We start from the raw sequence: 25,300 nt of genomic DNA, 5'->3' as shown, positions 1-25,300 counted from the left end.
AGTGTTGGCTGGGATTGCGCGGAATATGCTGCGAGCGGATGGAAAAAGCGGCAGTGCGGAAGGGCAAAAAGGCGGCGAGAAGCGAAAAAACGGTGGTGCGAAGTGGAAAACGGCAGCAAGAAGCGAAAAAACGGTGGTGCGAAGTGGAAAACGGCAACGAGAAGCGAAAAAACGGTGGTGCGAAGCGGAAAAACGGCAGCGAGAAGCGAAACAACGGTGGTGCGAAGTGGAAAACGGCAACGAGAAGCGAAAAAACGGTGTGCGAAGTGGAAAACGGCAACGAGAAGCAAAAAAACGGCTGTGCGAAGCGGAAAAAGCAGTACGAAGCGGAAAACCGATAGCGAGAAGCGAAACAACGACAGCGGGGAACAAATCACTGGGATTAGGAAGCTGCTCCCCCTGCTTACCGAGTAGCTAAACGAACGTACAGCCACACGCCATACGTCTTTTTTGCGCCGCCATTTCTCACCTCGCCCAGCTAGTGGGCATAAAGTGGATGGGAATATGATTGACAGCGATAAAAAGGCAGGTATAATCGTAGATAACTAAGTATTCCGAGTAAAATAGTATAGATTAAAAATGGGGAGTGAAGGTCACCAGTATGAACACCACAAAGGGCAATATTCAGTCCATCCTGCAACGCATCGGGATCGTTGCCGTAGCTATCGCTTTGGGAGGATGCTCGGCTGCGTCGCAAGGAACAGGGACAAACGGGAGCGGGGAAGCGGGCGGCTCACAGACCGTCGAGCTGCTGAACGTCTCGTATGACCCGACCAGAGAATTTTATCAGGAAGTCAATGCGGAATTTGCCCAGGAGTGGAAGGCGAAAACCGGACAGACGCTCAACGTCAAGCAGTCGCACGGCGGCTCCGGCAAGCAATCCCGATCCGTCATCGACGGTTTGGAAGCGGACGTGGTGACATTGGCTTTGGCGTACGACATCGACGCGATCGCCGAGCAGGGACTGATTGCGGCAGACTGGCAAAAAAAGCTTCCGGAAAACAGCTCTCCCTACACGTCTACCATCGTTTTTCTCGTGCGCAAAGGCAACCCGAAGCAGATCAAAGATTGGGATGATCTGGTCAAACCGGGCATCTCCGTCATCACGCCGAACCCGAAAACTTCCGGTGGCGCCAGATGGAACTACCTCGCCGCATGGGGATACGCCCTGAAGAAAAATGGCGGTGACGAAGCCAAGGCAAAAGAGTTCGTGGGAGCCTTGTTTAAAAACGTGCCTGTGCTCGATTCGGGAGCGCGCGGATCGACGACGACGTTTGTCGAGCGCGGGATTGGCGACGTGCTGATCGCCTGGGAAAATGAAGCGTACTTGGCTGTGAACGAGCTGGGCAAAGACAAATTCGAAATCGTCAATCCGTCTCTCAGCATCCTGGCAGAACCTCCGGTGACCGTCGTCGACAAGTATGCGGAAAAGCACAAGACAAAAGAAGTCGCCGACGCCTACTTGCAATTCCTGTACACGAAAAAAGGGCAGGAAATTGCGGCGAAGCATTACTATCGCCCACGTTCCGCGGAAGTGCTCAAAGCGCATACGCCTGCGTTTCCTGAAATCGAAATGTTCACAATAGATGAACTTTTTGGCGGCTGGACAAAAGCTCAACAAACGCACTTCTCCGACCAAGGCGTCTTTGATCAGCTGTACAAACCGTAATCCAGTCCATAACCTATCCTGCCATCAGAGGAGTTAGCTCCATGAGAAAATCATTTTTGCGCAGGGGGTTCCTGCCGGGCTTTGGCATGACGATGGGCTATACCATCATCTACTTGAGCCTCTTGGTATTAATCCCCCTGTCTGTCCTTTTTTTGAAGGCCACTACCATGAGCTGGGAGCAGTTCGTGGGAACGATCCTCGATCCGAGGGTGATCGCTTCGATTCGCGTCAGCATCCTCACGTCTTTTTTCGCCGCTTGTGTCAATGCGGTATTCGGTGTACTGGTCGCCTGGGTGTTGACCCGGTACGATTTTTTTGGCAAGCGGATCATTGACGGAATTGTCGATCTGCCTTTCGCCTTGCCGACAGCGGTAGGCGGGATTGCGCTCACCTCCATCTACGCCGAAAACGGCTGGATCGGGCAGTATTTGGCCGAGTGGGGCGTAAAAGTGGCGTATACGCCGATCGGCATCTGGGTTGCTTTGACCTTTATCGGGCTGCCGTTTGTGGTGCGAACCGTGCAGCCTGTTTTGCAGGACTGGGACTTGCAGATGGAGGAAGCAGCTGCGACGCTGGGAGCCACGCGGTTTGCCACGTTTACCCGCGTCATTTTGCCGCATTTGCTGCCGGCGATCATTACGGGCTTTGCCCTCGCTTTTGCCCGGGCGCTTGGCGAATACGGCTCTGTCGTCTTTATCTCCGGAAACATGCCGCTCAAGACGGAAATCGTGCCGCTTTTGATCATGACCAAGCTGGAGCAGTTCGATTACGCGGGAGCTACCGCCATTGCAACCGTCATGCTCGTCGCATCGTTTGTCATGCTTCTGCTCATTAACTACTTGCAATGGCGAATCAACAAGTTCGATGCGGCACGATAGGAGGTGGGACAAATGAAACATGTAACCGAGCCAGCCTACGTTCGCTGGAGCTTGATCGCAGTCGCTTTTCTGTTTTTGGGCCTGTTTCTCATTTTGCCGCTGATCGCCGTGTTCACTGAGGCGTTCAAGCAAGGGGCGGGTGTTTTTCTGGCTGCGATTGCCGAGCCGGAAACGCTGTCTGCGGTCAAATTGACCTTGCTCGTAGCGGCGATTAGCGTACCGCTGAACGTCACGTTTGGGATTGCCGCCGCTTGGGCGATTGCGAAGTTTTCGTTTCGCGGCAAAAATGTGCTGCTTACGCTGATCGATCTGCCTTTTGCCGTGTCGCCAGTCATCGCCGGGCTGATTTTCGTCCTGTTGTTCGGCAGTCAGGGGGTTGCTGCGCCATGGCTGGCTGCGCTTGATCTGAAAATCATTTTCGCGGTGCCCGGGATCGTGCTTGCGACGACTTTTGTGACGTTTCCGTTCGTGGCCCGCGAGCTGATTCCGGTGATGGAAGCGCAGGGCAAAGACGAGGAGGAAGCGGCTGTATCGCTGGGAGCGAGCGGCTGGAAAACGTTTTGGCGCGTCACGCTGCCAAACGTCAAATGGGGGATTTTGTACGGTGTGATCCTCTGCAACGCCAGGGCGATGGGGGAGTTTGGCGCGGTATCGGTCGTCTCCGGCCATATTCGCGGCATGACCAATACGCTGCCGTTGCACGTGGAGATTTTGTACAACGAGTACCAGTTCGCCGCTGCGTTTGCCGTCGCAACGCTGCTCGCTGTGCTGGCGCTGGTCACGCTGGTGCTAAAAAGCTTGATCGAATGGAAAACCGAGCGGAAGTCCAAGGCGGAAGAGGATTATTACTTTGACGCGTCAGGGGAGAAAGCAGGATGAGCATAGAAGTTGTCAACATTACCAAGTCGTATAAAAATTTTACCGCGCTGGAAAATGTCAATCTGCACATACCCGAAGGGGAGCTGGTTGCGCTTCTGGGGCCTTCCGGTTCAGGCAAAACGACCTTGCTCCGGCTGATTGCCGGGCTGGAACAGGCGCAGCAAGGAAGCATCCTGTTCAACGGCGAGGACAATACGAACCGCGATGTCCGCGAGCGCAAAGTCGGCTTCGTCTTTCAGCATTACGCCTTGTTTCGGCACATGAACATTTTTGACAACATCGCGTTCGGGTTGACGGTTCGTTCACGCAAAACCAGACCGAGCAAGGAAGAAATTCGCGAAAAAGTGCATTCATTGCTCAGGCTCGTGCAATTGGAAGGGCTGGCGCACCGCTATCCGTCGCAGCTGTCCGGGGGGCAGCGTCAGCGCGTGGCGTTGGCAAGAGCGCTTGCGGTCGAGCCGAAGTTTTTGCTGCTGGATGAACCGTTTGGCGCCTTGGATACAAAAGTCAGACAGGAGTTGCGGCGTTGGTTGCGGCACTTGCATGGAAAGCTCGGCTTGACGATTTTGTTCGTCACCCACGACCAGGAAGAGGCGATGGAGTTGGCTGATCGCGTCGTCGTCATGAACGAAGGGCGCGTCGAGCAGGTCGGTTCTCCCGAAGAAATTTATCTCAAGCCAGCCAACCCGTTTGTGTACAGCTTCCTGGGGCGCGTCAATCTGTTTCGCGGACGCATTCAAAACGGGCGCATCAAACTGGGCGAGGCGGAGTTCACAGCAGAGCAAGGTGTCAGCGAAGGCCCGGCGATCGGCTACATGCGTCCGCATGATGCAGAAGTGTCGCTGCATCCGCCACAATCAGCTGCCGCTACGGCTGTTCAGGCGCATATCGAGCGGATTACGCTGCTCGGCCCGCTCGTGCGTCTGGAGTTGAGACGCCTCGATACGAAAGAAGTGTTTGAAGCGGAGATGGGCCGGCAGCGCTTCCTCGAACTTCTCGTGGAAGAAGGCGACGTCGTGTATGTCACGCTGAACAATTTGTCCATCTACGTGGAATCCGAACTGCAATCTGTACCGACACCTGCCTTGACTCCCGTTCACGTCACCGTTTGATTTCGCGCTTCGCACTCCGCCATTCGTCATGGCAAAAACCAGTCTGCCGTTTACTCATCAGCAGACTGGTTTTTGTGTGAGGAAACGAACCTCAACGAATTTTACTCGCCGCGCTGCTTGGAGCGGGTTTCTTCTTTGCCTACAGTAGTGGAAGATCTGGTTTGCGAAGGATTTTCCTTGTTTCCCATCTCATTTTTCACGCCGTTTTTCTTGGACATAACCCCAACCTCCCTCGCTCGAGATACAGAGACATCACATAATGTGCCCGAGCGCCCTGATTTTTATTTATCAGGGATTTTCTGGTAAAATAGACAAGGTGGAGGAGGGGAGATTGTCACGTATTTGTCGGCCGACGCCGGAGAAGCGCGCGGCGTTTTCGCCCGATATTTTTTGCAAAATGCAGCTATCTCTGATAAGATAAGTGTTTGAACGATTCAAAAAAGGCAGGTATTGCGACGATGATAAGCACTCAGAACGTGACGCTGCGCTACGGCAAACGCGCACTGTTTGAAGATGTATCGATTAAGTTTACCCCTGGTAACTGCTACGGCCTCATCGGTGCGAACGGTGCCGGGAAGTCTACGTTTGTCAAAATCCTCTCCGGAGAGATCGAGCCGACAAGCGGACACGTTTCGGTGACACCAGGCGAGCGTATCGCTGTGTTGAAACAGAACCACTTCGAGTTTGACGAGTATGAAGTTCTGAAAACGGTCATCATGGGCCACAAGCGCCTCTATGAGATCATGGAAGAAAAGACTGCGCTCTACATGAAAGAAGACTTCTCCGAAGCGGACGGCAACCGTGCCTCCCAACTGGAAGGGGAATTTGAAGAGCTGAACGGCTGGATGGCGGAAGCAGATGCAGCGAGCCTTTTGATCGGTTTGGGCATCCCGACAGACCTGCACGACAAGCTGATGAAAGACCTGTCCGGTACGGAAAAAGTACGGGTATTGCTCGCGCAAGCGCTGTTTGGCAACCCGCACATCCTGCTCCTGGACGAGCCGACGAACCACTTGGATATCGAGTCGATTCGCTGGCTGGAAAACTTCCTCGCCGATTATGAGAACACCGTCATTGTCGTATCCCATGACCGTCACTTCCTGAACAAAGTGTGCACGCACATTGCGGATATCGACTTCGGCAAGATTCAAATGTACGTGGGGAACTACGACTTCTGGTACGAGTCCAGCCAATTGGCGCTGAAGATGGTTCGCGATCAGAACAAGAAAAAAGAAGAGAAGATGAAGGAACTCCAGGAGTTTATCGCGCGTTTCTCCGCCAACGCTTCCAAGTCGAAGCAAGCGACCTCGCGGAAAAAGCTGTTGGAAAAAATTACACTGGAAGACATTCGTCCGTCCAGCCGTAAATATCCGTTCATCAACTTCAAGCCGGAGCGCGAAGCAGGCAAAAATTTGCTTGCCATCGAAGGCTTGAGCAAGACAGTCGAAGGCGAGAAGCTGTTTGAAAACTTGCACCTTGTCATCAACAAGGGAGACAAAGTAGCGTTTGTCGGACCAAACGAGCTGGCAAAAACGACTTTCTTCCAAATTTTGATGGGCGAAGTACAGGCAGACAGCGGTTCTTTCGAATGGGGCGTAACGACTTCGCAAGCGTACTTCCCGAAAGACAACGCTGAATACTTCAACTCCGAGCTGAGTCTCGTGGATTGGCTCCGTCAATACTCGAAAGAGCAGGATGAAACGTTCATCCGCGGCTTCCTCGGCCGCATGCTGTTCTCCGGCGACGAAGCGCTGAAAAAAGCAAACGTGCTGTCCGGAGGCGAAAAAGTTCGCTGCATGCTGTCCAAAATGATGCTGGCGAGCGCAAACGTCCTGATCATGGATGAGCCGACGAACCACTTGGACTTGGAATCCATCACAGCCTTGAACAACGGCTTGATCGATTTCGACGGAACCTTGCTGTTCGTTTCCCATGACCACCAGTTCGTACAAACGATCGCCAACCGCATCATCGAGTTCACTCCGAAAGGCGTTATCGACAAGATGATGACGTATGACGAGTACCTCGAAAGCGACGAGATCAAGCGTCTTCGCGACGAACACTACGCGTAAAACCTGCTTGTTTCCATAAAAAATCCCGTGTCAAAGGCAGTAGTCAGATGCCAGACACGGGATTTTTTGCGTGGGTCAGTTCGGGGGTGCTGCTTCTTCGACGAACTCGATTTTGTTCAAAAAAGCTTCCTTGCTCGAAAAAATGACGCGTTCCTTGCGCGGCAACGTAAAGAAAACAACGATGTACTGATCATCTATGTATTCGACGATTCCTCGCTTTTTGGGCCGTTCCTTCGTCTTAACCGGCTTGTTCAGCCACTCATCCATCTACATTCCCCCTAAGTCGCTCTGTTGCCATTATACCAGCTTAGCCTTTGGCAAAACCAATCGATTGCACTGTCATGGCGATGCGCAGCAACAGCAAGTCATGGCCGTGATCCGGGTTTAAGCCCGTCAGTTCGCGAATGAGCGCCAGCCGATATTTGATCGTATTTTTATGCACGTACAGCCGTGACGCCGCTTCTGCGTGATTGCCGTCCACTTGCAAAAAGATGTGAAGCGTATCCAGCAGTTGCCCGTTTTTTTCGCGATCGTATTCGTTGATTTTGTCCAAGTATTCCTGAGCGAGCAAGCGTGCCTCTCTGTCCGGCTGCTCGGCAAACAGGATGCGCTCCAGCCCGAGGTCGTGAAAAGCGACGATGGTGGTATTCGCTGCTGCCTTGGCATCAAGCCCGCGCATCGCCGCACGAAAGCTGATTTGCGCCTCGCGATAGCTGGCAGCAATGCCCGTGTGTCCGGCGTGAAACCGCCCCAGGCCGACAAACACGCGCTGTTGCCACGAAAAAGCGAGCAAAGCAGCGAGAACTTGTTTGGTGCTGGTCAGGCAAGCAGTGGAATCACTAGAGCCACTGGCTGTCGGGATTAGCAGCACGATGCGGTTTTGCTGATCGAGTCCCAGCAAAATGGCGTCATCAAGGGCGGACAGGGAAGGAGTCAGAGCCAAAAGCAAGTCGCGGTTGTCGTTCCAGTTCTCGATCCCTGTCCGCTCCAGAGGGGAGACGCCGAGAACAGCGACCGTGTAGTGATCGGCGAGCTTCCAGCCTACCTCATCCGCTTTGCGCGTGAGCACGTCTCGCGCGTGCATCTGATCGCTTAGCAACAGCTGCAAAAAGTCATTGCGAAACCGCTGGTACGTCTCGTTTACGGAACGCTGCCGCTCGATTTCCAGCGACAACAGGGCGGCGCTTTGCTCGATCGCGACTTTTTCCCAGGCGTATAAATCTCGTTCGATGATTCCGGTGCAGATCGCGCCTTGTACGTTCCGCTCCTGAAGCAGCCAGCGCACGTGACGGCCATCTGCCCTTTTGACGAGCGGATTTTTCAGCATGGAAGGCGAAGCGGCTTGTCCGAGCGGGATGTCGTGCCCCTCGTCGGTTGCAAAGCCAAAGCCGCCAGGGGGAGCGTCAGGCGAAGCGGCCCACTTCCATCTCAGGCTCGGCACTTCGATGCTGATCGGCGTTTGCAGCAAGTCTGCGAGCAGTGCCGCGAGCTTGGACACCGGATCATTGGCAGTCAGATGCAGGTGAAACCGCTCGTAGATCGCATGTGTGCGATTCAGCTCAAGGCGCTGTTTGTCGTTGATGTACTGCGTGACAGGCACGATGACGTCCGACCACGCTTTATCCATCGGAAAGGACAAAATCGGCATTTGCCTTTTCGCGGCGTGGGCGAGGACGGCAGCAGGCACGCTCGCCATGTAGCGGCCGAGTTTGATCGCCAGACCAGGCGTTCCGATGGCAGCCAACTCGTCGATCAATTGAATCAAGGTAGCTTCACACGTATTTTGGCGGATCAGAAAAGGAAAGCCTGTCGTCAGCACAAATTCGCCTGCGCGCAGCCATCTGTGTCCATCCGGCGAGTCAAACGAGGTAACCCCAAGCAGTTCTTTGTCGAGAAAGTCTTCCCCGGCAAGCACGGATGCTTTCGTAAAGCCTCCAACTTCGATCAGTTCACGGACTGTTATCACGCCATTTCCCTCCGTCTTTCAATGCTTTTGGCTCAAGAAACAAAAGAACGCGATGTTTTCTGGTCAGCAGGACAAAGGAGAAAATTGAATTTTTCGATAATAATAGAGTACATGTCCAAAGCGCGCGCAGGCAATGGGACAAATCGAGTAAACAGGGGGATCTGCATGAAAGCAAGAGATTGGCTTGGAGTCGTGCCGTTTATCGGCATGCTTGGCGGAGTGCCGTTTGTGAACCGGGTGGAGCCTTATGTGCTGGGCATGCCTTTTGTCTTGTTCTGGATTGTCCTGTGGGTTGTGCTGACTTCTGTCATTATGGCGGTCATCCATCAACTCGATCCGGCTACAAAAGAGGAGGAGAGTTCATCATGAACATTGCTCTGCTGATCATTTTTGCCTTCCTGCTGCTGTCGTTCTACTCCGGGATTCGCGCACGCCAAGGCAAAGACATGAACATGGAGCAATGGACAGTAGGCGGCAGAGGCTTTGGCTCGATCTTTATTTTCCTGCTGGTCGCCGGGGAGATTTACACGACGTTCACCTTCCTCGGAGGAAGCGGCTGGGCTTACTCCAAAGGAGCACCGTCTTACTACGTCCTGTCCTACATTTCGCTTGCCTACGTCATCTCCTACTGGCTGTTGCCCCCGATCTGGCGCTATGCCAAAGAGCACAAGCTCGTTTCCCAATCCGATTTTTTCGTGAGCAAGTACAACAGCCCGATGCTGGGGATTCTCGTCGCCGCCGTTGGCGTGATCGCGATCATTCCTTACCTCGTGCTGCAATTCAAAGGGCTGGGCATCATCGTTTCCGAAGCCTCGTACGGCACGATCTCGCCAGCAGCCGCTGTCTGGCTCGGAGTCATTGCCGTTACCATCTACGTCATGCTCTCCGGCATCCACGGCTCGGCCTGGACGGCGGCGATCAAAGACATCATGATTTTTTTCGTGGTCGTTTTTCTCGGGATTTATTTGCCGTATCACTATTACGGTGGCATCCAGCCGATGTTTGCAGCCGTGCATGCGGCTAATCCGGGCTTTTTGACCTTCCCGACAGAAGGGCTTAGCACCTCCTGGTATATTTCTACCGTACTCATCACGGTTTTTGGTTTTTACATGTGGCCGCACACGTTCGGTTCCGTGTTTTCCGCCAAAAACGAAAACGTGTTCCGCAAAAATACGATCATGCTCCCGCTGTACACCTTGATGCTGTTGTTTGTGTTCTTCGTCGGCTTTACGGCGATTTTGCAAGTGCCCGGCTTGAAAGGGGCAGATGGGGATTTATCGCTTTTGCGTTTGTCGCTGAAGACGTTTGACCCGTGGATCGTCGGCATCATCGGCGCGGCTGGACTGCTGACGGCTCTCGTTCCAGGCTCGATGCTGCTGATGACGGGAGCGACCCTTTTGGCGAAAAACGTCTACAAAGTCATGGCGCCTGCCACCTCGGATGTCCAGATCGCCAAAGTCGCCAAGCTGCTTGTTCCGGTTTTGTCGCTCATCTCGCTGTACTTTACGCTCAGCGGCGGAGACACGCTCGTCACCTTGCTGTTGATGGGCTACAGTCTGGTGACCCAGTTGTTTCCCGCTTTGCTGTTCAGCTTGGGCAAACAGCCGCTCGTCAATAAATACGGGGCGTTTGCCGGAATTGCAGCCGGAGTGTTGACGGTCGCCTATACGACGGTCTCGCAGGCGACGCTCGCAACGCTGTTTCCGCACTGGCCTTCCGTCATCCAGGATCTCAACATCGGGGTCGTGGCGCTGCTGGTGAACATCGTCGTGATGTTCGGCGTGACGATTACCACCAAACCGCTGTTCGTCAACGGACAGCAGGCGGCCAATACGGAAGGAACGCCTACGTTCAAATAAAGCAAAAGGCCCAAACACGGCTGACGACAAAAAGGAGGAAATGAAATGGCAGAAACGGTGTTTCTCAATGGACATGTAGTGACAGTGGATGCAAACAATCGGATCGCAGAGGCGGTAGCGGTCAGAGAGAACCGCATTGTCGCGGTCGGAACGACGGAGGAGATCAAGCGCTGGATCACCCCGCAGACAAACGTGATCGATCTGCAAGGCAAAAGCCTTTTGCCAGGCTTTATTGACGCGCATTTGCACATGACGATTTACGGCACGAACAAATTGGGGGTGGACTGCAAGGCGCGCGGCATTCGCTCGATTGACGAACTGCTCGCCGCGCTCAAAGAGCAGGCGCAAAAAACCCTGGCGGGCGAGTGGGTGCGGGCGTGCGGATTCGATGAAAACGGGATGGCAGAACGGCGCTACCCCACCTTGGCCGAGCTGAACGACGTCTCGACTGATCATCCGATTTTTGTCATGCGCACTTGCGCCCATCACAGTGTAGTCAACAGCAGGGCACTGGCGCTTGCCGGCTACGATCGGCACACGCCTGACCCGCAGGGCGGACGGATTGACCGCGATGAGCATGGGAACCTGACAGGCTTTTTGGTCGAGACGGCACACATGAAAATGTTCGAGCAGGCTGCCTTTTCCGAAGCGGAATACAGGGAAGGGCTGCGGCTGGCTTCGGAAGACTTTGTGGCGGCAGGAATCACCAGCATACACGACGCGGGCGGGTATGGCCCTGAAAACTTCCGGGCGATGCAAAAGGCGGTGCTCGCCGGAGACGTCAAGGTGCGCATCTACGCCATCGTCTGCTCGTTGAATCAGTCGGAGGAATTTGTGCGGCGGATGATCGACGCGGGAATGGTGACGGGTACAGGCGATGAGCGCTTTCGCATCGGCCCGGCGAAAGTTTTTACAGATGGAGCGAGCATTGCGCCGACGATGGCGATGCGCGAGCCGTTCACCAGTCGCCCCGACGATTGCGGAATCCTCTACTATGAGCAGGACGAGTTGAATACGATTTTGGGAGAGGCCCATGCAAAAGGGTTCCAGATTACTGCCCATGCACAGGGAGATCGTGCGATTGACATGCTGCTCACTTGCTTCGAAGCCGCTCTCGTTGCCCATCCGCGCGAAAATCACCGCCACCGGATCGAGCATGCAGGCGTCTCTTCTCCTGACTTGCTTGCGCGGATGGCGAAACTCGGTGTCGTGCCGATCCCGAACCCGGCGTTTATTTACGACCATGGAGATTCGTACGTGCGAAATATCGGGGAGCGGGTTCGCCACATGTTTCCGGCCAAGGATCAGTTTGCGTGCGGAATCGTGGCCGCAGGCGCTTCGGACAGCCCTGTTACCGATTTTAACCCGCTGATCGGGATTCATGCGGCGGTCAACCGCCAGAGCAAATCGGGCCAATCGGTGGGAGCCAACCAGCGAGTGAGTGTGCCGGAAGCGATCCGCATGTTCACCTGGAACGGGGCGTACGCCAGCTTTGAGGAAGGGCAAAAAGGCAGCATCGAACCTGGCAAGCTGGCTGATCTGGTCGTGCTCAGCGGCAATATTCTCGCCACTCCGCATGACCGGATCAAGGAACTGAAGGTCGAACAGACGATGATCGACGGCAAGCTGGTTTACCAAAGACAAGACGAGGAGGTTATCCAGGCATGACTGAAAAAGCGAGGACGCTTGCGATCAACGCAGAACGATTGCGCAAACGGATCGAGGTGCTGGCCCAAATCGGCAAAATCGGCGAGACGGGCGTATGTCGGCTGGCTTTGTCCGCAGAGGATCGGGCAGGGGTGGACTTGGTGCGCTCGTGGATGGAGGAAGCGGGACTTGCTGCCCGGGTGGATCATTTTGGCAACCTGATCGGGCGAATGGCGGGGAAAAGCCCGGAAGCGCCTGTGCTGATGATCGGCTCGCACATCGACTCCCAACCGTACGGTGGCCGATTCGACGGCGTGATCGGCGTGCTGGGCGCTCTGGAAGCCGTGCAGACGATGCGCGAACAAGGGATCGTGCCGCAGCAACCGATCGAAGTGGTCGCGTTTTGCGACGAGGAAGGCTGTCGGTTTCAAAAAGGCTTGTTCGGATCAAAAGGAATTTTGGGACAATGGGCTGAGGAAGATTTGGCGCGAGCCGACAAAGATGGCGTGACACGCAGGGAAGCGCTCGTCGCCTTTGGCTGCGACCCGGATCGGTTGGCCGAATCTGTCTATCCGGAAGGCAGCATCGGGGCTTACCTGGAGCTGCATATCGAGCAAGGCCCTGTGCTCGATGGCGCAGACGAGCCGATCGGCATTGTCTCCGGGATCTCCGGCCCGCTCTGGTGGACGGTGGATCTGACGGGCTTTGCCGGACATGCCGGATCGGTGCCCATGCCGATGCGAAAAGACGCCTTGGTCGGCGCAGCGAAGGTCATTCTCGCGGTCAATGAGCTGGCGAAGCTCGACCCTGCGGCGCCTACTGTCGGCACGGTAGGGCATTTGCAGGTGTTTCCTGATTCGCGCAACATCATCCCGGAGCGCGTGCGTTTTTCCGTCGATTTGCGCGACATCGACCTGGCCCGGCGCGACGAGCGGGAAAAGGCGCTGCGCGAGGCGATCGCGACGGCAGCAGAAGAAGGCGGCCTGCAATACACGATTACCGAAGATACGAACAGCGACCCTCGCTACTGTGCGGACTGGATCAAGGCGATCATGCACGAAGAGAGCCGCGCACTCGGCATGGAGCCGCGGGAATTGATGAGCGGCCCGTTTCACGACGCCCTGGCTTTGTCGTACGTATGCGACTACGGGATGATTTTTGTCCGCTGCAAAGACGGAATCAGCCATAACCCGCAAGAGTTTTCCACCTACGAGGATATCGCCCTCGGGACAGAGCTGCTGTACCAAACGGCGCTGCGTATGAGCGCGAGCAGCTAGACGGACACCGCGCCGCGGCCGCATAAAAAATCGCCTGCCGATCCACTGGCAGGCGACTTTTCGTGAAGCGAAACCTTTGCGGCGCATGGAAAGGAAGACTTTGCCGATCGTTTTTGATATATTTTAAGGATAAGAAAACAGGAAGGAAGAATGCAATGAAAATGCGCGTTTCCGCTGTGCAGTACCACTTGCACACGATACATAGTTTTGCAGATTTTGCGAATCAGGTCGAGCACTACGTTCGCAACGCCGATGAGTACGAAACCGAGTTTCTGCTGTTTCCCGAGCTGTTCACCACCCAGCTGATGTCCATTGGCGATGAGCAGGGACGCGCTTTGCCGATTACCGCGATGCCTTCGTTCACCGAGCAGTACGTCCAGCTGTTTTCTTCCTTGGCGGCCAAGTACAACATGCACCTGATCGGGGGCACGCACATCATCGAGGAGAACGGCAAGCTGTACAACACGGCTTTTCTGTTCTACCCGGATGGACGAGTCGGCCAGCAAAAGAAAATCCACATCACCCCGTGGGAAGTCAAAGGCTGGAACATGGGCGCGGGCGACTCCCTGCAAATTTTTGAAACCGACAAAGGCAAAGTCGCGATGATCATTTGCTACGACATCGAGTTCCCAGAGTGGGTGCGGATTGCCAAAGCGCGCGGAGCGGATGTCATTTTCTGTCCGTCCTGCACAGACGACCGCCACGCCTTCCATCGCGTGCGCTACACCAGCCACGCGCGCACGATCGAAAATCAGGTGTACGTCGTGCTGACAGGCACAATCGGTTCGCTGCCGACTGTCGACTTTATGCGCGCCAATTTTGGCCAGGCAGCGATCCTGACGCCAAACGACGTGCCGTTCCCGCCGCGCGGAGTGCTTGCCGAAGGGGAGATCAACCACGACATGCTCGTGACTGCCGACCTCGACCTGTCGCTTTTGTATGAAGTGCGGGAAAAAGGCTCCGTGACGACCTGGCGTGACCGCCGGACAGACTTGTACACCGATTGGAACTAGCATCAGCGCACGTAAGGAGGATGGCAATGTACCGCAAAGAGCTGTATGTGTTTGAAGGGGACAAGCCGCGCAAGGCTGTGATCCGCAACTACAACCGCTCCGACTTTTTCGAGCTGATCCAGATTCAGGCGGAGAGCTTCCCGCCGCCGTTTCCATCCGAGCTGTGGTGGAACCAGGAGCAGCTCACCAACCATATCACGCTGTTTCCCGAGGGCGCGATTTGCGTTGAGGTAGACGGAGTGCTGGCCGGATCAATGACGGCGCTGCTCGTGTCGTTCGATCCGGCGCACCCCGAGCACAAATGGGCGGACGTGACGGACGACGGCTATATCAGGAGCCACAATCCTGGCGGCGACACCTTGTACATCGTGGACATATGCATTCGGCCAAGCCACCGCAAGCTCGGACTGGGACAGCTGATGATGCAGGCGATGTATGAGCTGGTTGTGCAAAAAGGCTTGACGCGCTTGCTCGGCGGCGGAAGAATGCCGGGCTACGGACGCTATGCGAACCGATGGACGCCAGAGCAATACGTGGAGCATGTGGTTTCGGGCGAAGTGAAAGACCCCGTCATCACGTTTCTGATGCGCTGCGGGCGCGTGCCTGTGCAGATCGTGGCCGATTATTTGGAAGACGAGGAATCCCGCAACTACGCCGTGCTGATGGAATGGAAAAATCCGTTTCTGGCACGATAAGCCAAAAAAGAATCATTTTTTCAGGAGGACGAAACCGATGGAATTTGTACGCATTCAACATATCGACAACCCGCTGTTCGCCAACATGCACCGCTTGATGCAGGACGTTTTCCCGCCGGAGGAAGTGCTTGACTACGATCTGTGGAAAGAACCGCTCGAAGACCCGTCCATCCGCGTGTTTGTGGCCGTTCATGAAGGAGAAGTGGTAGGCGCTACCGAATACCGTTATTATCCGGACATGAACGTCGCCATGACCGACTTCACTATCATTGGCCGCGAAGGACTGGGAGTGGGCCGCTTCCTGGCGAGAGAGCGCCAAAAAGACTTGCTCGCGCTCGCTGCGGAAAACGGCAAAGAACTGTACGGCATGTTTGCGGAAATTTACGACCCGTACCGCGTGGAAGAGCACAGCTTCGGCGGCATCAAGCCGATGGACCCGTTCGTTCGCCGCGAAGTGCTGTCCCATCTCGGCTACAAGCGCACCAATTTCCAATACGTCCATCCATCCTGGCAAAACGACGGAGAAGCAGTCGCAGGACTGGACCTTGGCTTCATGCCGACCAATGAAGAGCAAACCACGCTGGAAGCTGATTTGATCGTCACTTTCCTCAAGCGCTACTACGCCGTCCTCCCGCAAAAGCCGCAAGCTTGGCTGGACATGGTCGCAGAGCTTGAAAGCAAAGAAAGCGTGGAGCTTTTGCCGATCTAAACGAAACGATCTGACAGCAAGAACCGACACTCCTGTGGGGCTATTCATCGTGGCTTCACGGGAGTTTTTCTTCTACCGCCCCCAACATTGTCCATAGAGGAGGGAAGAGAGTGAATGCGCCAAACCTCGCATCCATTCTTCTCTACATAGCGGTCCTGCTCCATCTGTTGCTCATGAGCGGCTGGGTCAGCGCGAAAATGTCTCAGCCCATCCAGCTTGCGATGCTCGCTTTGATGCTGCTCGCCCTGTTCGTCTTGCGGAAAAAGAAGCGAAAAACGAAGCGCCGGACCAGACGGCCGCCAGCAGAAGTGGCTGCTCTCGTGGACCGTGCCGAGGAAGGAGAGCCAGGCCAATGATTAGCGACATTCACATTCAAGCCATCCTCGATGCTTCTCATGACGGGATCATCGCAGTCGACCACGACTATACGATCATCTGGGTCAACCAGAACGCGACAGAAATACTCGGGTTGCCGTCCCATGTCGTCGGCGAAAAAATAACCCGTTACATCCCGAACTCGGACATGTTGCGCATTTTGGCGACCGGAAAAAAGGAAATCGGTGACATTGCTACCGTGCTGAATCGGCAAATTATTATCAATCGGCTGCCGATTGTCGTGAACGGAGAGATTGTCGGAGCTGTCTCGACCTTTAAAGAGATTACGGACATTCAAAAAATGGAGATGCGCATTCGCAAGCAAAGCATGGAAAGCGGCTTGGAAGCCAAATTCCGCCTGGAAGATATCGTCGGGCATTCCAAAGCGATGCAAGAGGCGAAAGAATGGGCCGAAACGTTTGCCAGAACAGATGCGACTGTGCTGATTCAAGGGGAGTCCGGGACAGGCAAGGAGTTGTTCGCCCAAGGCATTCATCTGAGCAGTCAGCGAGCGACAGGGCCGTTCATCGCGGTGAACTGTGCCGCGCTTCCGGGCAATCTGCTGGAGAGCGAGCTGTTTGGATACGAAGAAGGGGCTTTTACCGGAGCGCGAAAAGGCGGGAAGCCCGGCCTGTTTGAGCTGGCCCACGGAGGCACGCTGTTTCTCGACGAGATCGGGGAAATGTCCATCACGATTCAGGCATTGCTGTTGCGCGTCCTTCAGGAAAAAAAGGTGCGCCGGGTCAGCGGCGAGCGAATCGTGCCTGTCGATGTGCGCATCATTGCCGCAACGAATCGGAATCTGGAGCAGATGATGGAAGAAAAGCTGTTTCGCTCCGACCTGTACTATCGGCTGAACGTGCTGACGTTGGAGCTGCCGCCTTTGCGCGAACGCACGGAGGACATCCCGCTTTTGATGGAGGCCATCATGGAGGAAATCGCGCAGCGAGGAGACAGGCGGCTGCAAGGCGTCGATGAAGCGGTGTACCATTTTCTCGGGCAATACGACTGGCCGGGGAATGTGCGCGAGCTGCGCAATGTCGTGGAACGGATGGTGCTGTTGTGCAAAAGCGACTACTTGCGGCTGGAAGACACGCAGTTTCTGTCCAAAAAACTCGCCCGCAAACAAGCGCTCAGACAGCAGCAGGATGATGAGGAAGAGATGATTCGCAAGGTTCTGGAAGCGACAAAAGGAAACAAGCGAGAAGCAGCGAAGATGTTGGGAATGGATCGCACGACGCTGTGGAGAAAGATGAAGAAGTATGAGGAATGGAACTAATGTTGCAAACGCAACGGAAATGATGCTGGATGCAACAGGTGAGCCAACAAAATTTGTGTAATTTACAGAAAATTTAAAACATAAAGACTTGGCACGGGAGTTGCTTACTTTCAAGGCATAGCATACATACGCACACCCGTGGAAAGGGAGGGAAGCACATGTCTATGGAGCCTATCATACGTGTTGAAAACGTCTCGTTCACCTACCAGGTGAGTCAGGACCAGCAAATCCCGGTGCTGCAAAACATCTCTCTCGAAGTGTACCCCGGTGAGTATTTGGCGATCATCGGGCACAATGGGTCTGGAAAATCGACGTTGTCCAAACACCTCAACGGCATTTTGACGCCAAAAGAGGGCGATGTCCTGGTCAATGGCATTAACACGAAGGAAAAAGCGCGGATTCACGAAGTGCGCAGCCGCGTAGGAATGGTGTTCCAGCATCCTGACAATCAGATTGTGGCGACGATTGTGGAGGATGATGTCGCATTTGGCTTGGAGAACATCGGGGTAGGCTTGGAGGAAATGAAGGAGCGGGTCGATTTCGCTCTGGAAGCGGTCGGGATGAGCGCTTTTCGCCATCGTCCGCCGCATCATCTGTCCGGCGGGCAAAAGCAGCGGATCGCCATTGCCGGCATTCTCGCAATGAAGCCGCAATGCCTCGTTCTCGATGAAGCGACGAGCATGCTCGATAGCTACGGCCGACAGGACATCCTGGCAGTCGTTCGCAAGCTGCACGGGGAAGGGATGACGATTGTGACCGTCACACACCACATGTCAGAGGTGGCGGAGGCGGACAGGGTCGTTGTGATGGAGGGCGGCCAAATCGTGCTGGAAGGAACGCCGCGAGAAGTGTTCGCGCATCAGGACAGGCTGCGCGAGCTGCATCTGGACGTTCCGGACGCAAGCCGGATCGCCGCACTGGTTCATGCGGAGCTGCCAGCGTTTGCCCCCGATCTGATCCACAATGCGGAAGTCGTGGCGGAAGTCGGCCGCCTGTACGTCAGACAGGCGGAGGCGAGCGGGTCATGACACAGCCGATTGTAGACGTGCAAAAGCTGTCCCATGTGTACATGCAAGGAACCCCGCTGTCGCATGTGGCGCTGAATGAAGTCAGCCTGCAAGTGCAAGCGGGCGAGTGCCTGGCGATCATCGGTCATACAGGCTCCGGCAAATCGACGCTGATCCAGCATTTCAACGGCTTGATTCGGCCGCAATCAGGGAAAGTCATCGTGAACGGCATGGATGTTTCCCAGCCGAAAATCGACATTCGTTCCTTGCGCAGACAAGTCGGCCTCGTTTTTCAAAACCCGGAAGACCAGTTGTTCGAAAAGCTGGTCGGAGACGATGTGGCCTACGGTCCGTTTAAAATGGGACTTCCGCTGGAAGAAGTGAAAAACCGCGTGAAATGGGCGATGGACCTCGTTGGCCTGAACTTCCAGGAAATGAAGGATCGGCCGACTTACGCACTGAGCGGCGGTCAAAAGCGCAAGGTCGCACTGGCAGGCGTTTTGTCTTTGCAGCCAAAAGTGCTGGTGCTTGACGAGCCTACCGCTGGTCTCGATCCCCGTTCCCGCCTGGAACTGCTCGGGCGAATCAGACGCTTGAATCGCGAAGAAGGACTGACGGTAATTTTTGTTTCCCACAACATGGAAGAGGTATCGCAGCTCGCGGACCGCGTCTACGTGATGGCAAATGGCAAGGCGGTCTGCGAAGGAACGCCGCGGCAAATTTTCGGAAACCAGGAGCTGCTGCGCGAGCATCATATCGGCACGCCGGAATCGGTCGATATTTTGTACCGTCTGCGCGAACGCGGCTACGACATCAATCCGGGAGCGTTTTTGCCGGAAGAAACCGCCTGCGAAATTTTGAAGCTGATCCAACGCTAGGGAGGGGAGTCCATGTCTGCGGAATTTGAATTGACGCGCAATATTACCATCGGCCAGTATTTGCCGACTGCTTCTGTCGTGCATCGCCTCGACCCCCGGTTCAAGCTTGGCGCTTTTGCCATCCTGATCGTAGCGATTGCCATCTGCAACACATACGTCGGCAACCTGTTTGCGCTGGCGGTGTGCCTGTGGCTGTTCCAGGTATCGAAAATCCCGCTGCACTACGGCATCTCCGGCATCAAGCCAGCGATTCCGTTCATCATTATTTTGGCCATCATGCAATTGCTTTTTTACGGCGAGATCGCCAATGGCGGCACAGTCTACTTCCAGTACGGCATTATCTCGATCTCCAGCGAAAGCATCCGGCTCGTCATCGTCTCGGCGATGCGTTTTGTGGAAGTGATTTTCCTCTCCAGCGTGCTGACGCTGAGCACCTCGACGACCGAGCTGACACACGGGATGGAGCGGCTTTTGGGGCCGTTGGAAAAAGTCAAGTTTCCCGTCCATGCGTTTGCCTTGATCATTACGATCGCGATTCGCTTCGTCCCGACGTTTGCGATGGAAATGGAAAAAATGATGAAAGCGCAGGCTTCGCGCGGCGCAGACTTCGGCACAGGCGAGTGGTGGCGGATCGTGCAGCGCACCAAAGACATGTTCCCGATCATCATTCCGCTATTCAATGTCGCGCTGTCCCGCGCCGAGGATCTGATTTTGGCGATGGAAGCAAGGTGCTATATGCCAGGTGCATCCCGGACGCGTTATACGCAGTACAAGGCCAAAGGCATCGACTATGCGGCGCTGGGTGCAAGCGTAGTCATTTCCGTCGTCATGCTGGGAATACCGTGGTAGTATTCGGGAGTTCTCCCTACAGAGGGTTCCATATCAATCGCAGGTAAAAGGAGGAGTACGCATGGAAAAAGGATTGACCGTACGCAAGATCGTCATTGCCGGGGTTCTCGGAGCGATTGCGATTTTGCTCGGGGTGACGCGCCTCGGCTACATTCCTGTTCCTACGGCGGCAGGCAATGCCACCATCATGCACATCCCGGCAGTCATTGGCGGCATCATGGAGGGCTGGGGCGTTGGAATGATCATTGGTCTCATTTTTGGAGTTTCTTCCTTCCTGAACGCCACTGTTCCGCTCTTTAAAGATCCGCTGGTAGCGATCCTCCCGCGCTTGTTTATCGGGGTGACGGCGTATTTGACCTACGTCGGGTTGAAAAATGTCAACCAGTACCTCGCCATTGGCGCAGCCGGATTCATCGGAGCGTTGACGAACACCGTCCTGGTGCTCGGGCTGGCCGTAATTCGCGGCTACATGCCATTCGGGGTAGCGGCGACTGTTGCCGTTACGAACGGTTTGCCGGAAGCGGTCGTTTCCGTGATCGTCACCTTGGCGGTCGTGGCAGCGTGGAAAAAGCTTGGAAGCTCCGGGAGACAAAAATCAAAAATTTCAGGAGATTTTTAGCCAATGACAGGAACGATTGTCGACGTGCCAGGCGTCAAAGTCGGGCACGCCCAAAACGAAGAAGCATTGACAGGCTGCAGCGTCATTTTGCTCGACAAGCCGTCTGTCTGCGGCGTGGATGTCCGGGGTTCTGCCCCGGGCACCCGCGAGACGGATTTGCTTGACCCGCTCAATCTCGTGAGCGTCGTGCATGCCATCTGCCTTTCCGGAGGCAGCGCGTACGGCCTCGACGCCGCCACAGGGGTTATGCAGTATCTAGAGGAAAAAGGCGTTGGTCTGGATGTTGGCTACGGGGTCGTGCCCATCGTGCCTGCTGCGGTTTTGTTTGATCTTGCCGTCGGGGATCATCGGGTGCGGCCGGATCGCCACATGGGCTATCAGGCGGCAGCGGCGGCGACTTCGGAAGCGGTCAGCGAAGGAAATGTCGGCGCGGGTACAGGCGCTTCGGTGGGCAAGCTGAACGGGTTTGCCAACGCGATGAAAAGCGGTCTGGGCAGCGCGTCGCTAAGCTTGCCGAACGGTCTGGTCATTGGCGCGCTCGTCGCAGTCAACGCGGTCGGGCATGTGATGGAGCCAAAGACGGGCGAGATTCTCGCAGGCCCTTTGGATGAGCACCGCGAGATTCGCGACAGCGTGGACATGATGCTCCAACACGCTTTTTCCCCGATTCCCCCAGGCACGAACACGACGATTGCCGTCGTCGCCAGCAATGCGAAGCTGACCAAGGCCGAGGCGCAAAAAGTCGCGCAAATGGCGCACGACGGGCTTGCCCGCACCATTCGGCCGATCCATACGATGTACGATGGCGACACGATTTTTTCCGTCGCGACAGGAGAGATGGAAGCTGCGGTAGATGTAGTGGGAGCCTTGTCGGCAGATGTGCTGGCTGCGGCTGTCGTGAACGCGGTCAAGGCGGCGAAAGAAGCGGGCGGTCTTCCGGCCTACAGCAGCTTTCACAACTGACGAAAACAGAAAACAGCCTATTGATCACGCATAGGGACGCAGGGGAGGAGACGGTCTGATGAATCAGGTAATATCCTTTGTAGACGAGCAAGAGGTTGTGCGCTTGACGCAGGAGCTGGTGCGGATTCCGAGCGTGTTTCGCCCGGAGCAGGCGGGGGCAAACGAGGAGCGGGTCGCTTTGTTTGTGGCCGATTACCTGCGCAAGATGGGGCTGCAAGTCTTTTACGAAGAAGTCGTTCCAGGACGTCCGAATGTCATCGCTTTTTACGACTCGGGCAGACCGGGGAAAACGTTGCTGTTCGAAGCACACACAGACGTCGTGACAGAGGGCGATCGCGATGCCTGGAGCTACGATCCGTTCGGTGCGGCTATTTCCGGCGGGCGGATTTACGGACGGGGCGCGTGCGATACAAAAGGAAACCTCGCCGCCGCGATTTGCGCGGTCAAGGCCATTCAGCGTTCCAAAGAAGCGTTTGCGGGCAAAATTTTGTTGTGTATCCCGTGCGATGAAGAAGGCATGATGATCGGGATCAAGGACTTTATCAAAAGGGGCTGGGCAAAAGGCGTCGATGCCGCCATCATCTGCGAGCCGGAAGAAAACCAGCTGTGCATCACCCAAAAAGGAGCGATGCGGGCGATCTTGCGTACATATGGCAAAATGGCGCACGGCGCGATGCCGCTGACAGGGATTAATCCCAATACGCGGATGGCCCGAGCCATCGTGGCCCTGGAAGAGCTGGAGCGCCGGGAGATGGCGAGACTGGGCGAGCACCCGATGCTTGGCTGGCCGAGCATTACGCCAACGATTGTTCAGGCGCCGGTCAAAGGCGATGCGCAAATCAACGTCGTGCCCGATCAGTGCATGACGACCCTGGATATTCGGACTGTTCCCGGACAAGAGCATGAGCGGCTCCACGAAGAGATGCAAGCGATTTTGCAAGCATTGGCCAGAGAGGACGACAAATTCAAGGCGACACTGGAAGTCATCGAGGAGCGTCCGTGGACGTTGACCGCGATGGAAGCGGAAGTCGTCACGTCCGTTGCCAGCGCCTACCGCGAGATCACCGGAAAGGCACCGATTTACAACGGAGTGCCGGGAGCGACGGACGGAACCTTTTTGCACAAGGCCGGAATCCCGATCTTGACGACCGGAGCGGGCGATCGCCACATTCCGCATCATGCCGATGAGTACGTGGACATTGATGAGTTGGTGGAATCGACCCAACTGTTTGCCTTGTCTGCCTTGACCTTCTTGACACAGCCTGTCCGTGCGTGAGAAAAAGCTGACTTTGCCAAAGCGTGTGGCAAAGTCTTTTTCGCGTTGCGATTTGATAAAAACTTGCTTAATCTATCCAAATTTTTTTACAATAGAGACTGATACATACGCAAGAGGAGGCCGGGCCTATGAATATGCGCTGGAATTTGGATGTGTTGTACACATCGTTTGATTCGCCGGAGTGCAAGCAAGACTGGGAGAAACTTTGCCGGGAGATGGACGAGGTAAAAAGCTGGGCGCAAGCGAGCCTGCAAACGGCAGATGACGCTGTGCAAAAGATGGAGACATACATTGCGAAGATGACTTCGATTTTGCAGACGCAATATCGCTTGTACGCTTATGGCGAACTGACCGCGAGCGTTGACGCCAAAAATGAAAAAGCGCTGCAATTCATCGAGAAAATCCAGGATCAGTCTGTTGAACTGGTGGAGCCGGGCGTCCTGTTCCAAAAATGGCTCGGCCAACTGGACAATCTGAGCGAGCTGATCAGCCAGTCCGACCTGCTGGAAACCCATCGCTACATGCTGACGGAACTGTCCGAGAAGAGCAAGTACATGCTCAGCGAAAAAGAAGAAATCATTTTAGCCAAAATGAAAAACACAGGTTCCAATGCCTGGACGAAGCTGCAAGAAATGCTGACGTCGACGCTTTTGGTCGACATTACCATCGACGGAGAGGCGAAGCAATTGCCGTTGCCTGTCGTTCGCAACATGGCGCATGAAAAAGATGCCGCTCTGCGCAAAACGGCTTACGAGGCTGAACTGGCAGCCTACAAGAAGATCGAGGAATCGTCTGCGGCGAGCCTGAATGGGATCAAGGGCGAAGTCATTACGGTAGCGAAGCTGCGCGGCTATGAATCGCCTCTGGAAAAAACGCTGCTCGACTCGCGCATGGACAAGGCTACACTCGACGCGATGCTGACCGCGATGAAGGAAAGCTTGCCAGCTTTTACAAAATACTTCCAGGCCAAAGCGAAGCTGCTCGGCCATGAGAACGGTCTGCCGTTCTACGATTTGTTCGCTCCGGTTGGCGAAGCGGACATGCGCTTTACGTATCAGGAAGCGCGTGATTTCATCGTGAAGCACTTTGGTAGCTTTAGCGAAAAACTGGCGAATTATGCTGCCCGCGCGTTCGACAACCAGTGGATTGACGCCGAGACTCGCGAAGGCAAGCGCGGCGGAGCATTTTGCTACAACCTGCACATGGTAGGGGAAAGCCGGATCATGGCAAACTACACGGGCAGCTACAACGACGTGAGCACATTGGCGCACGAGCTGGGCCACGGCTATCACGGAGAATGTCTGGTGCAGGAAGCGTTTTACAACAGCGACTACCCGATGCCGATCGCGGAAACCGCGTCGATTTTGTGCGAGACGATCATCGCCAAAGCGGCGTTGGCTCAGGCAACCCCGGAAGAAGCCTTTTCGATTTTGGAAAATGACATCTCCGGTGCAAGCCAGGTCATCGTCGATATTTACAGCCGTTACTTGTTTGAAAGCGCGGTGTTTGCCCGCCGTTCCGAAGGCTCCCTGTCGGTTGGCGAGTTGAAGGAACTGATGCTGCAAGCGCAAAAAGACGCATATGGAGCAGGGCTGGATTCTTCCGTGCTGCATCCGTACATGTGGGTGTGCAAACCGCACTACTACAGCGCCGATTTCAACTTCTACAACTTCCCGTACGCATTTGGCCTGCTGTTTGCCAAAGGGCTGTACGCCGAGTATGTGAAGCGCGGTGAAGCGTTTGTGCAGCAATATGACGAGCTGTTGTCCGTGACCGGAAAGATGAGCATCGCCGACGTCGCTGCGATTATGGACGTAGATGTTCGCTCCGTTGACTTCTGGCGCAACTCGCTCGCCCTGATTGCCAAAGATATCGATACGTTTGTAGAGCTGGCGGCTGCGCGCGCCTAGCTGCAGGAAAAAGCCCGATCTGAGCATCGGGCTTTTTTTGTGCGCATAGCAACTTGCTGACAGGGAGAAAGTAAGAAAAAACAAATGAGGTGATCACGTGGTAAACGGATTGCAGTTACTCGACCTACTACGGGAAACAGAGAACAAAATGCTGCATCTACATAGAGCCATCGACAGGGTCAGCAGCGAACCGGATTTCAAGGAATCGGTCAGCGTTCTCACCGTAGTGGTGCGCGATTACCAGCTTCAGCTCGACAAAATGAAGCAAGCTCTGGGCAAGATCGAAATCGGGGCGAACCAACAGCCGCCCCAGGCAGGACATAACACCGAAATTCACTGAGCCGATCCAACATGCGAACAGCCCACAA

At 55.2% G+C, this 25,300-nt stretch carries 25 protein-coding genes; 23 read left to right on the top strand and 2 right to left on the bottom strand.

Translation table 11 applies throughout. The features are described 5' to 3' along the window. Positions 1-53 precede the first annotated feature (53 nt). The 6 genes from EDM60_RS07960 (at position 54) to EDM60_RS07940 (ending at position 6,610) form a co-directional block, all read left to right on the top strand. Positions 54-341 carry a hypothetical protein gene (locus tag EDM60_RS07960; protein ID WP_141254159.1) on the top strand — a complete coding sequence of 96 codons (288 nt, stop codon included), beginning with the start codon at positions 54-56 and terminating at the stop codon, positions 339-341. Between the two features lie 260 nt (positions 342-601). Further along, positions 602-1,669, top strand: a complete 1,068-nt coding sequence (locus tag EDM60_RS07955; RefSeq protein ID WP_122963482.1) for a sulfate ABC transporter substrate-binding protein — start codon at positions 602-604, stop codon at positions 1,667-1,669. 41 nt (positions 1,670-1,710) lie between these two features. Further along, the gene (gene cysT, locus EDM60_RS28920) at positions 1,711-2,547 is read left to right on the top strand and encodes a sulfate ABC transporter permease subunit CysT (RefSeq protein ID WP_141254161.1); all 837 of its coding nucleotides are present in this window, start codon (positions 1,711-1,713) and stop codon (positions 2,545-2,547) included. A gap of 12 nt (positions 2,548-2,559) precedes the next feature. Continuing rightward, positions 2,560-3,426 carry a sulfate ABC transporter permease subunit CysW gene (gene cysW, locus EDM60_RS28915; RefSeq protein WP_141254163.1) on the top strand — a complete coding sequence of 289 codons (867 nt, stop codon included), beginning with the start codon at positions 2,560-2,562 and terminating at the stop codon, positions 3,424-3,426. Next, positions 3,423-4,538 carry a sulfate/molybdate ABC transporter ATP-binding protein gene (locus tag EDM60_RS07945; RefSeq protein WP_122963481.1) on the top strand — a complete coding sequence of 372 codons (1,116 nt, stop codon included), beginning with the start codon at positions 3,423-3,425 and terminating at the stop codon, positions 4,536-4,538. Before cysW ends, EDM60_RS07945 begins: the two co-directional genes overlap by 4 nt. A gap of 458 nt (positions 4,539-4,996) precedes the next feature. Beyond that, positions 4,997-6,610, top strand: a complete 1,614-nt coding sequence (locus EDM60_RS07940; protein WP_122963480.1) for an ABC-F family ATP-binding cassette domain-containing protein — start codon at positions 4,997-4,999, stop codon at positions 6,608-6,610. Positions 6,611-6,685: 75 nt separating this feature from the next. Here EDM60_RS07940 and EDM60_RS07935 read toward each other — a convergent pair whose 3' ends face one another. Further along, positions 6,686-6,877 carry a hypothetical protein gene (locus tag EDM60_RS07935; protein ID WP_063227034.1) on the bottom strand — a complete coding sequence of 64 codons (192 nt, stop codon included), beginning with the start codon at positions 6,875-6,877 and terminating at the stop codon, positions 6,686-6,688. A 40-nt stretch (positions 6,878-6,917) separates the two neighbouring features. After that, positions 6,918-8,576, bottom strand: a complete 1,659-nt coding sequence (locus tag EDM60_RS07930; RefSeq protein ID WP_122963479.1) for a PucR family transcriptional regulator — start codon at positions 8,574-8,576, stop codon at positions 6,918-6,920. Positions 8,577-8,741: 165 nt separating this feature from the next. Between EDM60_RS07930 and EDM60_RS07925 the strand changes: the two genes are divergently transcribed. The 17 genes from EDM60_RS07925 (at position 8,742) to EDM60_RS07845 (ending at position 25,272) form a co-directional block, all read left to right on the top strand. After that, complete coding sequence (locus tag EDM60_RS07925) at positions 8,742-8,945, top strand: DUF3311 domain-containing protein (protein WP_063227036.1); 204 nt, start codon at positions 8,742-8,744, stop codon at positions 8,943-8,945. Further along, entirely contained in the window at positions 8,942-10,435 is a 1,494-nt protein-coding gene (locus EDM60_RS07920; protein ID WP_122963478.1) for a sodium:solute symporter family protein, read from the top strand. The genes EDM60_RS07925 and EDM60_RS07920 overlap by 4 nt, the downstream gene beginning before the upstream one ends. Before the next feature lie 45 nt (positions 10,436-10,480). Next, positions 10,481-12,103 carry an amidohydrolase gene (locus EDM60_RS07915; protein ID WP_122963477.1) on the top strand — a complete coding sequence of 541 codons (1,623 nt, stop codon included), beginning with the start codon at positions 10,481-10,483 and terminating at the stop codon, positions 12,101-12,103. Next, positions 12,100-13,359 (top strand): M20 family metallo-hydrolase, encoded by a 1,260-nt coding sequence (locus EDM60_RS07910; RefSeq protein WP_122963476.1) that lies wholly within the window; start codon positions 12,100-12,102, stop codon positions 13,357-13,359. Before EDM60_RS07915 ends, EDM60_RS07910 begins: the two co-directional genes overlap by 4 nt. Positions 13,360-13,514: 155 nt before the next feature. Continuing rightward, positions 13,515-14,372, top strand: coding sequence for a carbon-nitrogen hydrolase family protein (locus EDM60_RS07905; protein ID WP_122963475.1), 858 nt, complete (start codon positions 13,515-13,517; stop codon positions 14,370-14,372). A gap of 26 nt (positions 14,373-14,398) precedes the next feature. Then, on the top strand, positions 14,399-15,067 hold the full coding sequence (locus EDM60_RS07900) for a GNAT family N-acetyltransferase (protein ID WP_122963474.1): 669 nt from the start codon (positions 14,399-14,401) through the stop codon (positions 15,065-15,067). 37 nt (positions 15,068-15,104) lie between these two features. Continuing rightward, positions 15,105-15,776, top strand: a complete 672-nt coding sequence (locus EDM60_RS07895) for a GNAT family N-acetyltransferase (RefSeq protein ID WP_122963473.1) — start codon at positions 15,105-15,107, stop codon at positions 15,774-15,776. 110 nt (positions 15,777-15,886) lie between these two features. Then, complete coding sequence (locus tag EDM60_RS07890; protein ID WP_122963472.1) at positions 15,887-16,132, top strand: LPXTG cell wall anchor domain-containing protein; 246 nt, start codon at positions 15,887-15,889, stop codon at positions 16,130-16,132. Beyond that, the gene (locus EDM60_RS07885; RefSeq protein WP_122963471.1) at positions 16,129-17,430 is read left to right on the top strand and encodes a sigma-54 interaction domain-containing protein; all 1,302 of its coding nucleotides are present in this window, start codon (positions 16,129-16,131) and stop codon (positions 17,428-17,430) included. Before EDM60_RS07890 ends, EDM60_RS07885 begins: the two co-directional genes overlap by 4 nt. A 158-nt stretch (positions 17,431-17,588) precedes the next feature. After that, positions 17,589-18,458: an energy-coupling factor transporter ATPase gene (locus tag EDM60_RS07880; RefSeq protein WP_122963470.1), complete on the top strand. Its 870-nt coding sequence runs from the start codon at positions 17,589-17,591 to the stop codon at positions 18,456-18,458. Continuing rightward, on the top strand, positions 18,455-19,315 hold the full coding sequence (locus EDM60_RS07875; RefSeq protein ID WP_122963469.1) for an energy-coupling factor transporter ATPase: 861 nt from the start codon (positions 18,455-18,457) through the stop codon (positions 19,313-19,315). Before EDM60_RS07880 ends, EDM60_RS07875 begins: the two co-directional genes overlap by 4 nt. Before the next feature lie 12 nt (positions 19,316-19,327). Next, positions 19,328-20,164 carry an energy-coupling factor transporter transmembrane component T family protein gene (locus tag EDM60_RS07870; RefSeq protein WP_122963468.1) on the top strand — a complete coding sequence of 279 codons (837 nt, stop codon included), beginning with the start codon at positions 19,328-19,330 and terminating at the stop codon, positions 20,162-20,164. 61 nt (positions 20,165-20,225) lie between these two features. Next, on the top strand, positions 20,226-20,783 hold the full coding sequence (locus EDM60_RS07865) for an ECF transporter S component (protein WP_122963467.1): 558 nt from the start codon (positions 20,226-20,228) through the stop codon (positions 20,781-20,783). Positions 20,784-20,786: 3 nt separating this feature from the next. Continuing rightward, on the top strand, positions 20,787-21,746 hold the full coding sequence (locus tag EDM60_RS07860; protein WP_122963466.1) for a P1 family peptidase: 960 nt from the start codon (positions 20,787-20,789) through the stop codon (positions 21,744-21,746). A gap of 58 nt (positions 21,747-21,804) precedes the next feature. Continuing rightward, positions 21,805-23,022, top strand: coding sequence for a M20 family metallopeptidase (locus EDM60_RS07855; RefSeq protein WP_122963465.1), 1,218 nt, complete (start codon positions 21,805-21,807; stop codon positions 23,020-23,022). 128 nt (positions 23,023-23,150) lie between these two features. Next, positions 23,151-24,932 (top strand): M3 family oligoendopeptidase, encoded by a 1,782-nt coding sequence (locus EDM60_RS07850; RefSeq protein ID WP_122963464.1) that lies wholly within the window; start codon positions 23,151-23,153, stop codon positions 24,930-24,932. Positions 24,933-25,029: 97 nt separating this feature from the next. Beyond that, positions 25,030-25,272: a hypothetical protein gene (locus EDM60_RS07845; protein ID WP_063227052.1), complete on the top strand. Its 243-nt coding sequence runs from the start codon at positions 25,030-25,032 to the stop codon at positions 25,270-25,272. The last annotated feature ends 28 nt before the right edge of the window (positions 25,273-25,300 follow it).

The organism is Brevibacillus parabrevis (assembly GCF_003710905.1).
Taxonomy (GTDB): Bacteria; Bacillota; Bacilli; order Brevibacillales; family Brevibacillaceae; genus Brevibacillus; species Brevibacillus parabrevis.
This window is presented reverse-complemented; position numbering and strand designations above follow the sequence as displayed.